Consider the following 10,708-nt stretch of genomic DNA (forward strand, 5'->3'; position numbering starts at 1 on the left):
GGTAGGAAAGGGTCAGGTCGTGGCCGCGCGGTAGGCGGTGGCCAGCTTCGCGAGCGCGCCCGGCAGGTCACCGGTGAGCAGCAGGTGATCGGCCTCCGCGAAGGGCTTCGCGGAGGCCTCGGTGATCTCACCTGCCATGGCGCGCTGGACGACGTCGCGGGCGGCCGCGGCGATCTCCCTGCCGGCCGCCGAGTCCGCGTCCGCGTGCTTCGCGGCGGCGGCCAGGGCCCTGAGGGCGCCTGCGCCGCCGGGGACGGCCGGGCGGAGGGTGGTGAGGCCCCAGCCGAAGGGGAACTGCGGGTCGTACGCCGCGTCGCCCACGTTGACCGGCAGCTGTGCCTCCGACTTCGGCCAGGTCACCGGGAGCCGGCCGGTGAAGCCCCGCTGCCCGTAGAGCACGTCCGCGACGCCGTCGCCCTCGGTGCCCGGCAGCCAGGAGGCGACGAGGGCGTCGATGTCGCCGAGGCGGTCGCCGATGAGCTGGGGGCGGCCGGAGACGATGAGGACCGCGCACTCCATGGCGGCGCACACTTTGTCGACTGCTGCCCTGTCGGCGGCGGAGAGCTCCAGGTCGTGGCCGTTTCCGACGTCGCCGACGCCCTCCGCGTACGGCGTCTCGCCGACGACGACCACGCCCACGTCGTGGCCTTCGAGCGGTTCGGACGCGTCCTTGGAGTACGTGAGGTCCGCGTCCCGCTTCCGCATCGCCTCCAGGATCGTCGTGCCCTCGGTGATGTCGCCCGACGAGCCCTGCCAGCTGATGGTCCAGCCGCCCGCCTGGTTGCCCAGGTCGTCCGCGTTGGAGCCCGCGACGTACACCTTCTGGGAAGGCTCGAGCGGGAACACCCGGCCGGTGTTCTTCAGCAGGACCTGTGACTTGGCGGCCGCCTCCCGGGCCACGGCCCGGTGCGCGCCGGAGCCGATCCGCGACAGCCGGGAGGTGTCGGCGTACGGCTTCTCGATCAGTCCGAGCCTGAACTTCTGCTCCAGGATCCGGGACACCGCGTCGTCGATCCGGGACCGCGGAACGCGGCCCGCCTCGACCTCGTCGACGAGGGTCGCGTGGAAGTCCCGGTAGGCCGTCGGCACCATGATCATGTCGAGGCCGGCGTTGACCGACGTGCGGACGTCGGATGCGTAGTCGCCGGGGATCTGGTCGATGGCCTGCCAGTCGCTGATGACGAAGCCCTTGAAGCCCATCCGGTCCTTGAGGACCCCGTTGATCAGTTCGGCGTGGGCGTGCATCTTCACCGGTCCGGCGTCGTCGCCGACGATGTCGACGGAGGAGTAGGACGGCATGACCGTCCCCACGCCGTACTTCCTCACCGCGTCCCGGTACGGCGAGAGGTGCACGGCCTCCAGTTCCTGCCGGGTGACCCGGGTGACGCCCTGGTCGATGGTGTACGAGCCGGTGCTGGAGGTTCCGAACCCGGTGCCGCCGTCGCCCACGAAGTGCTTGGCGGTGGTCAGGACCTTGTCGGCCCGGTCGAGGTCCTTGCCGTTCGCGGCACCCTGCATGCCCCTGATGACCGTCTCCATGGCGGTGACCAGGGCCGGGTCCTCGCCGAACGCCTCGTACGAGCGGCCCCAGCGCTCGTCGCGGGTGACGCACAGGCAGGGCGCGAAGTCCCAGGGGATGCCGGTGGCCCGGACCTCGGCGGCGGTCACGGCACCGGTGCGCTCGGCGAGCCCGGTGTCGCGCGTGGCCCCGATGCCGATGTTGTGCGGCAGGATCGTGGAGCCGATGACGTTGTTGTGGCCGTGGACCGCGTCCACGCCGTAGATCAGCGGAATCTGGAAGCGGGTGGCCCGTGCGCGCAGTTGGTATGCGTCCACCATCTTCGCCCAGGCCTCGGGCGCGTTCGGCGTCGGCACCGAACCGCCGCCGGAGAGCAGCGAGCCCAGACCGTACGCGGCGATGTCGCCCGGTGTCCTCAGCGCGTTGCGCTCGGCCTGGGTCATCTGCCCGGCCTTCTCCGCGAGGCTCATCCGGCCCAGCAGGTCCTCGACCCGCTTCTTCACCGGCAGCTTCGGGTCGAGGTACGGCAGGCCGTGGGCGTCGATGACGACCTGCGGGTTCTCGGCGGGGGCCGCGGCGCCGGTGACCGTCAGCCTCAGCGGTACGGTCTCGGCGGCCTCGGCGCCGCGGTCGCCGAGCGTGGCGACGGAGATCGTGCGGGAGGTGCCGGAGGGAGTGCCCGCGGGGAAGGTGACCGTGCCGGTCACGGGGGTGAAGTCCTTCCCCGCCGTGGCACTTCCGCCCTCGGTGGTGTACTCGACCGTCACGGGCTCGTCGATCGGGCCGGAGCCGGTGGTGGCGACGGAGATCTCGACGTCCGCCGTGGCGCCCTCCTTCACGGGGTGGACGGCGGCGTCGGTGACGACCTTGGCCTTCAGCGCGGGGTCGGCCCTGCCGTACAGCTCGACGTGGTCGAGGGCGAACCGGCCCGGCTGCCCGGTGGGCAGGGTCAGGGCGTAGCCCCAGATCTCGTTGAGTCCGAGGACCTGGTCGATGCCGCCGACGGGCTGGTAGTCGGTGCGGTACTCGAACCGGGAGAACGGGATCTCGACGAGGTGCCAGCCCTCCCAGTCGTCCGTGAAGGAGGTCGTCCAGAGTTCGGATGCCTCGCCGTTGGCGCCGCCGTCCTTCAGTTCGAAGTTGATGCGCTTCCCCGAACCGGGCGGCAGGGGCGCGGTGTTCTGGCCGTACCACCAGAAGCGGATGCCCTGGTGTGCGGTCCAGTCGTGGGCGGGCCGGTCGAAGGCGAAGTCGTGGGTGAAGCCGCCCCAGTTGTCGATGTCGTACGAGCCTTCGAGGACCTTGCCGCCCTCCGGGGCGTCGGAGCGTTCCGCGAGTTCGAGGGCGGGGTGGTCGTCGGCGTCGCCGCCCCAGGTGAAGATGCCCTCGGCGGGCGGCTGGGCGAAGGGGACCTCGCCCTCGAAGCGGTCGACGGAGACGGGGGCGGGGTCCTCGGCGGAGGCCGCGCCGGCGGAGGCCAGCGGCAGCAGGCCGGTGAGGACGGCGGCCGCGGCGAGCAGGGCGGTTCTGCGGAGGGTGAGCGGGCGTGCGGGAGTTCGTGCGGGCTGTGCCTTGCGCATGGATTTCCCTTTGGTCGGCGCCGGCTGGGTCCACGATCCATCCACTTAGTTCACGGCGTGAGTTAACTGAGCGGCCCGAGCGCCGTCAAGACTTTGAACCAGAAGTGGTACGGAGCCAACTTGCGTGACCCTTGGGGCCGTTACTCGTTCAATCTCTGAACGCGGCCGAGCGCGGCCACCGGGTGCGGGCGGCGGACAGGGACTCTCTCCTCCGCCACGGGATACCGCTGCGGAAGGCGTCCACCACCGGCGCCCCGGGCGGGCGGGGGCCGCAGAGGCGGCCGGCCTCAGAAGCCGCCGCCGCCGTCGAAGCCTCCGCCGCCTCCGAAGTCACCGCCTCCGAAGTCACCGGAGAAGAAGTCGCCGCCCGAGGTGTCGCCGCCCTCGAAGCCGCCGAAGTCGCCCCCGTGGGCGGGGCCGCTCATCGCGCTGCCGAGCATGGTGCCGATGAGGAGGCCGGGCAGTATGCCGCCGCCGAAGTAGCCGCCGGCCCAGGGCCCGTACGCCGGTCCGGCCTCCCAGTAGGGACGCCGCCCGTAGGGTGTGTCGACGGTGCGGATCACGGGGTCCTCGCCCTCGGCGAGCCGGGCCGCGTCGGCGGCGCACACCGGGACGTCGCGGGCGGCTCCGCCGGCCGGGGTCCAGGGGACGTCCTGCGCCGAGGGCCCGTGGCGCGGGTCGAAGAAGCAGGGCGGACGCCGTTCGGGCAGTTCCCCCTCCTTGAAGCCGGCGCGGCGGGCGGCGAGCACGGCCAGTGCGAACCGGCCGTCCTCGAGCGCCTCGGTCACCTCGCGGACGTCGTCGGGCCGCCGGGCGGCCGCCATCCGCGTCTTCGCCCGGTCGTACGAGTCGAGGGCCTTCTCGTAGTCGGAGCGCATCGCGTCGGTGGCACCCGGCTCGCCCGGGTGGAAGTCGAGCCGGTCGAGTTCCTCGCCGAAGGCGGTGATGTCCTCGTCCACGACGACCCGCACCTTCTCCAGCGCGGCCTGTTCCTCCTCCTCCCGGCGACGCCGGCTGCGGCGGCTCAGGGCGTAGGCGCCGGCGCCGCCGGCCGCCAGGACGGCCCCGAGGGTGACGAGCCCGCCGACCGGGACGCCCTCGTCCGCGGCAGAGGAGTTCCAGCTCGCCGGGGCGGTGCCGCGGGCCTGGGCGAGGGCCTGGTCGACGAAGTTGTTCAGCTGGGTCTCGGCGTCGACCGGGGTGGCCTTCACGGCGGTGGTGATGTTGTCGACCGCCTGGTTGGACAGCACGGTCCGGTCGGCGGCGGCGTCGAAGCCGTCGCCCAGCCGTATCGCGTAGACGCCGGTGATGCCGACCTCGGTACGCAGGTTGCGCAGCAGGTTGTCCGGCGGGAAGTCGGAGTTCGCGGGCAGGACGGCCACGAAGACGGGCTTGTCCGCGTTCTCGATCTTCCGCTCCAGCGCGTCGGCCTGGGTGTCGGACAGCTGGTCCGAGGCCCGTGGGTCGACGTACACGGGCCCTTCCTCGAGGGCCGCGGCAGCGCGTTCCAGCCCCGTCGCGGCCCCGGCGGCGGCGGCCGGTGGGAGCAGCGCGGCCGCCGCGGCCAGCATCGGTACGATCAGTACTCGCCATGCCGCAGCTTTCATACTTCGAGGCTACGACTTTTCCGGAGTTCCACCCGGCGCCGGTGCCCGCCGGTTCTGCCCGGCCGGCACCGCTCGGCCGGTGCTACTCGGCCGGTACGGCCCCGGCCCGCAGCAGGCCGTAGGTGTACGCGTCCTCCAGTGCCTGCCACGAGGCGGCGATGACGTTCTCGCCGACACCGACCGTGGACCACTCGCCGTCGCCGTCGCTGGTGGTGATCAGCACCCGGGTCGTGGACTGCGTGCCGTGCTTGCCCTCCAGGATGCGGACCTTGTAGTCGACCAGCTCCAGCTTGGCGAGCTGCGGGTAGATCCGCTCCAGGCCGACGCGCATGGCGAGGTCGAGGGCGTTGACCGGGCCGTTGCCCTCGGCGGTGGCGACGATCCGCTCGCCCTTGGCCCACATCTTCACGGTGGCCTCGTTGGCGTGGGTGCCGTCGGGGCGGTCCTCGACGATGGCACGCCAGGACTCCGTGCGGAAGAAGCTCAGCGGCCGGCCCTCCACCTCCGAGCGGAGCAGCAGCTCGAAGGAGGCGTCGGCGGCCTCGTAGGTGTAGCCCTCGAGCTCGCGTTCCTTGACGCGCTCCACGACCCGGCCGACGACTTCCCGGTCGCCGCCGAGGTCGACGCCCAGTTCCTTGCCCTTGAGCTCGATGGAGGCGCGCCCGGCCATGTCGGAGACCAGCATCCGCATGGTGTTGCCGACCAGCTCGGGATCGATGTGCTGGTACAGGTCCGGGTCGACCTTGATGGCTGAGGCGTGCAGTCCCGCCTTGTGCGCGAAGGCGGAGACACCGACGTAGGGCTGGTGGGTGGAGGGCGTGAGGTTGACGACCTCGGCGATGGCGTGGGAGATCCGCGTCATCTCGGCGAGCGCGCCCTCGGGGAGCACCTTCTTGCCGTACTTCAGCTCCAGGGCCGCCACCACGGGGAAGAGGTTGGCGTTGCCGACCCGCTCGCCGTAGCCGTTGGCGGTGCACTGGACGTGTGTGGCGCCCGCGTCGACGGCGGCAAGGGTGTTGGCGACCGCGCAGCCGGTGTCGTCCTGGGCGTGGATGCCGAGGCGGGCCCCGGTGTCGGCCAGCACGGTGGAGACGACGGCCTGGATCTGGGCGGGGAGCATGCCGCCGTTGGTGTCGCAGAGGATGACGACCTCGGCGCCGGCCTCCGCGGCGGCCCGCACGACCTGCTTGGCGTACTCGGGGTTGGCGCGGTAGCCGTCGAAGAAGTGCTCGCAGTCGACGAAGACCCGGCGGCCCTGCGAGCGCAGGTAGGAGACGGTGTCGCGGACCATCTCCAGGTTCTCGTCCAGGGTGGTGCGCAGGGCGAGCTCGACATGGCGGTCGTGGGACTTGGCGACCAGGGTCACCACCGGGGCACCGGACTCGAGCAGCGCCGCGACCTGCGGGTCCTCCTCTGCCCTGGCGCCCGCGCGGCGGGTGGCGCCGAAGGCGACCAGGGTGGCGTGCTTGAAGTCGATCTCGGCCCGTGCGCGGGCGAAGAACTCGGTGTCGCGGGGGTTGGCGCCGGGCCAGCCTCCCTCGATGTAGCCCACGCCGAAGTCGTCCAGGTGCCGGGCGATCGTCAGCTTGTCCGCGACGGTGAGGTTGATCCCCTCGCGCTGCGCGCCGTCGCGCAGCGTGGTGTCGAAGACGTGGAAGGTGTCGTCGACCCGGGGGGTGCTGTGCTGATTGTCGTCGGGTGCGTCCGTCATCTCGTCTGGCTCCTGTGTCGGATTCGGTCTACCGGAATGACCGGTTCCACCGTCCTCCCAATCATCCCTCACGCTTCGTCCCTGCCGTGATGGGGCCGGGAAACGAAAAAACCTCTCGCGGGTGCGAGAGGTCTGCGCGCGGGTCGAGGACGAGGGTGTCCGCCCGTACGTACTGGTGGGGTACGGGGCGGTCACTGCGGACCGGCGCGCCTGCTGCCAATAATCGTGGCGAACGAGAGCACGGTGGCAGTCTGCCACATCCCGGAACGCGGTGTAGCGGAGTCTCACCATGCGGGCAGCCGCCCGAATGACGGCGCCCCCCGCGCCGGGGCGGCCGGGCGTCGGCGGGGGCGGTCCCCGTGCGGCCGGCCCGTACCGAACGGCCGCCCCCGGGCCCGCGGTTGCGGGGCGGGGGCGGCCCTCACCGGTGAAGGGGCCCCGGGTCAGCCCAGTTCGTGCATCCAGCCGTAGGTGTCGGGGGCCAGGCCCGTCTGGACGTCGAGCAGGGCCTTGCGGAGCTTCATCGTGACCTCGCCCGGCTGCCCGTCGCCCTGCGTCCAGTCGGCACGGCGGGACTTGACGGCACCCACCGGGGTGATCACGGCGGCGGTGCCGCACGCGAAGACCTCGGTCAGGGTCCCGTCGGCGGTGTCCCGCTCCCAGTCCTCGGTGGAGATCCGGCGCTCCTCGGCGCTGTAGCCGAGATCCCTCGCGAGGGTGAGCAGCGAGTCGCGGGTGATGCCCGGCAGGAGGGAGCCGGTGAGCTCGGGGGTGACGATGCGGTCGCCGTAGACGAAGTACAGGTTCATGCCGCCCATCTCCTCGACCCAGCGGTGCTCGACCGCGTCGAGCCAGACCACCTGGTGGCAGCCGTGGCCGGCGGCCTCGGCCTGGGCGGCGAGGGAGGCCGCGTAGTTGCCGCCGGTCTTGGCTGCGCCGGTGCCGCCCTTGACGGCGCGGACGTACTCCTCGCTCAGCCAGACGGTGACCGGCTTCACGCCGCCCGCGAAGAACGGGGCGGAGGGGGAGGCGATGACGATGAAGAGGTAGGAGTTGGACGGACGCACGCCCAGGCCGACCTCGGTGGCGAACATGAAGGGCCGCAGGTAGAGGGTCTCCTCACCGCCGCCCGGGACCCATGCCTTGTCCTGCTTGACCAGGGCGTCGCAGGCCTCGACGAAGAGCTCGGCGGGCAGTTCGGGCATGGCCATGCGGCGGGCGGAGGCGTTGAAGCGCTCGGCGTTGGCGAAGGGCCGGAAGGTGGCCACGGTCCCGTCGGGGCGGCGGTACGCCTTCAGCCCCTCGAAGATCGTCTGCGCGTAGTGCAGCGTCATGTTGGCGGGGTCGATGGACAGCGGCGCGTACGGAACCAGCTCGGCGTCGTGCCAGCCGCGGCCCTCGGTCCACTTGATCGTCACCATGTGGTCGGTGAAGTGGCGGCCGAACCCGGGGTTGGCCAGGATCGCCTCGCGATCCGCGTCGGACAGCGGATGCGAGGAGGGCTTGAGCTCGATCGTCGTGGGCGTCGTCATGAGTGCGTGTCCTTCACCGGTTGTGTGTGGCGGACCGCGCTCACTCCTCGTACTGCTGCGTGTACTAGGACGTCCGAGCTTCCCGTCCCGCCGCGGCCCCGTTCGGATTATCGCCCGGGGCCGGGCAGGCGGAAACAGGAGTGAAAACGGTCCATGGTCGATGGTCGCACCCGGCCGCATGAACTGAACAGCCGCCGGGCGTCTGTACGACCCGGCGGCTGTGTGAAATGAAGTCGACGGGTCAGCTCGCTACTCGTACCGCGAGCGCGTCGCCGATCTCGTCCGTCGTACGCGTCGTGGCGCCGTCGCGCTCGGAGAGGTCGGCGGCGACCGCCTCCTCGATGCGGGCGGCCTCGGACTCGTACCCGAGGTGGCGCAGGAGCAGCGCCACGGACAGGATCGTGGCGGTGGGGTCGGCCTTGCCGGTGCCCGCGATGTCGGGCGCGGAGCCGTGCACCGGCTCGAACATGGACGGGAACTCGCGCGTCGGGTTGATGTTGCCGGAGGCGGCGAGCCCGATACCGCCGGTGACGGCGGCGGCCAGGTCCGTGAGGATGTCACCGAAGAGGTTGTCGGTGACGATCACGTCGAAACGCTCGGGCTGCGTGACCATGAAGATCGTCGCGGCGTCGACGTGCAGGTAGTCGGTGGTGACCGCGGGGTACTCCTCGCCGACCTTGTTGAAGATCTTCGTCCACATGCTGCCCGCGTGGACGAGGACGTTGTTCTTGTGGACGAGCGTCAGCTTCTTGCGGGGGCGCGCGTTGGCCCGGTCGTACGCGTCGCGGACCACCCGCTCCACGCCGTACGCCGTGTTGACGCTGACCTCGGTGGCGACCTCGGCGGGCGTACCCGTGCGCAAGGAGCCGCCGTTGCCCGTGTACGGGCCCTCGGTGCCCTCGCGGACGACGACGAAGTCGATGTCGGGGCGGCCGGCCAGCGGGGTCGCGGTGTTGGGGAAGAGCTTCGACGGACGCAGGTTCACATAGTGGTCGAAGGCGAAGCGCAGCTTCAGCAGCAGACCCCGCTCCAGCACACCGCTGGGGACTGACGGGTCGCCGACGGCACCGAGCAGGATGGCGTCGTGCTGCTTGAGGGAGACGAGTTCCGCGTCCGGGAGGGTCTCTCCGGTGCGGTGCCAGCGCTGGGCGCCGAGGTCGTATTCCCTGGTCTCCAGCTTGACGTCCTGCGGCAGGACGGCCGAGAGGACCTTGAGGCCCTGGGCCACGACTTCCTGGCCGATTCCGTCGCCGGGGATCACTGCGAGATCGATGCTGCGAGACATGGCACAGACCCTACCTCCCGTCCCATCCGGTGACACGCACAGTCCACATTGCGGACACCAGGGCGCACACCCACCGGACGGCGGGCGGGCGGCCGTGCGGGCCGTACGCGCCGGCCTTCCGGCCGAATGCCGAAATGCCGCGTTCCGTTCACCCCGCGTACGCCACGAGGGCCGCGGCCGGTGGAAGGTTCGCACCATGAGCGCATCACGCCGGGACGCGGCGCCCGGGAACCCCGACCTCCCCAGGACCGGCATTCCGGAGCGGCTCGCCCGCCGGATGAGCATGCCCGAGCAGCACGAGTACCTGCGTGCCGAGCACCGCCGCACCGCCGTCCCCCGGCGCAGCGTGCTGCTCGGCGGCCTCGCCGCCGGCGGGCTCGGCCTGTCAGGCTGCACGGGAGCCGGCGGCGAGGGCCGCGCCGGTTCCTCCCCCACCCTGGTCCCCGAGGGCGTCACGGCCAGGGTCGACGGCGCGCTGGTCGCGCCCTTCGGGCGGCATCTCGCCTTCGGCGCCGACCCGAAGACGCAGATGCGGATCTCCTGGCAGGTGCCGTTCGCGGTGCGCCGGCCGTTCGTCAGGGTGGGACTGAAGCCCTGGGAACTCGACCGGCGGATCGAGGCCGAGGTGCGCACCCTGCACACCCCCGCCCTCTCCTCCAGGCTGCCGGCCGTCGACCAGTTCCACCTGCACGCCGCGCTCGACGGCCTGCGGCCGGGGACGACGTACTACTACGGCGTCGGGCACCGGGGGTTCGACCCGGCGGCGCCCGAGCGGATGGGGACCGTGGGCTCCTTCCGCACCGCGCCCGCCACGCCCGGGCGGTTCGTGTTCACGGCCTTCGGCGACCAGGGCGTGAGCTACCACGCGCTCGCCAACGACCAGGTGATCATGGGCCAGAACCCGTCCTTCCACCTGCACGCGGGTGACATCTGCTACGCCGACACCACCGGTCACGGCCGGGAGGACGACGTCTACGACGCCCGGGTGTGGGACCAGTTCCTGGCGCAGACGGAAAGCGTGGCCTCCCGGGTCCCGTGGATGGTGACCACCGGCAACCACGACATGGAGGCGTGGTACTCGCCGAACGGCTACGGCGGGCAGTCGGCCCGCTGGTCGCTGCCGGACAACGGCCCGAACGCCGCGAAGGCCCCGGGCGTCTACTCGTTCTGCTACGGCAATGTGGCCGTCGTGGCGCTGGACGCGAACGACGTCTCGTACGAGATCCCCGTCAACAGGGGCTGCACGGACGGCAGGCAGACCGCCTGGCTGGACCGGCGGCTCGGCGAGCTGCGGGCACGGGACGGGATCGACTTCGTCGTGGTCTTCTTCCACCACTGCGCCTACTCGACATCCGCCCACGCCTCCGACGGCGGCGTACGGGACGCCTGGGTGCCGCTGTTCGCGAAACACCGGGTGGACCTGGTGATCAACGGCCACAACCACGTCTACGAGCGGACCGACGCGATCCGCGGG

The 10,708-nt window shown here is 71.6% G+C and carries 6 protein-coding genes; 1 reads left to right on the forward strand and 5 read right to left on the reverse strand.

Going from position 1 to position 10,708, the window contains the following annotated elements:
- Positions 1 to 12: 12 nt before the first annotated feature.
- The 5 genes from GUY61_RS28270 to GUY61_RS28290 all read right to left on the reverse strand — a co-directional run bounded on the left by GUY61_RS28270 (position 13) and on the right by GUY61_RS28290 (position 9,234).
- On the reverse strand, positions 13 to 3,099 hold the full coding sequence (locus GUY61_RS28270; RefSeq protein ID WP_166633090.1) for a glycoside hydrolase family 3 N-terminal domain-containing protein: 3,087 nt from the start codon (positions 3,097 to 3,099) through the stop codon (positions 13 to 15).
- 287 nt (positions 3,100 to 3,386) lie between these two features.
- Positions 3,387 to 4,706, reverse strand: coding sequence for a hypothetical protein (locus GUY61_RS28275; protein ID WP_166633091.1), 1,320 nt, complete (start codon positions 4,704 to 4,706; stop codon positions 3,387 to 3,389).
- 82 nt (positions 4,707 to 4,788) lie between these two features.
- The gene (gene cimA / locus GUY61_RS28280; RefSeq protein WP_166633092.1) at positions 4,789 to 6,417 is read right to left on the reverse strand and encodes a citramalate synthase; all 1,629 of its coding nucleotides are present in this window, start codon (positions 6,415 to 6,417) and stop codon (positions 4,789 to 4,791) included.
- 443 nt (positions 6,418 to 6,860) lie between these two features.
- Complete coding sequence (locus tag GUY61_RS28285) at positions 6,861 to 7,949, reverse strand: branched-chain amino acid aminotransferase (RefSeq protein ID WP_166633093.1); 1,089 nt, start codon at positions 7,947 to 7,949, stop codon at positions 6,861 to 6,863.
- A gap of 241 nt (positions 7,950 to 8,190) precedes the next feature.
- Positions 8,191 to 9,234, reverse strand: a complete 1,044-nt coding sequence (locus GUY61_RS28290; protein WP_166633094.1) for a 3-isopropylmalate dehydrogenase — start codon at positions 9,232 to 9,234, stop codon at positions 8,191 to 8,193.
- A gap of 196 nt (positions 9,235 to 9,430) precedes the next feature.
- Here GUY61_RS28290 and GUY61_RS28295 point away from each other — a divergent pair.
- On the forward strand, positions 9,431 to 10,708 hold a 1,278-nt coding region (locus GUY61_RS28295), incomplete at its 3' end, for a metallophosphoesterase family protein (RefSeq protein WP_208106557.1).

Origin of the sequence: Streptomyces sp. GC420, from assembly GCF_009916105.1 — a bacterium.
Lineage (GTDB): Bacteria > Actinomycetota > Actinomycetes > Streptomycetales > Streptomycetaceae > Streptomyces.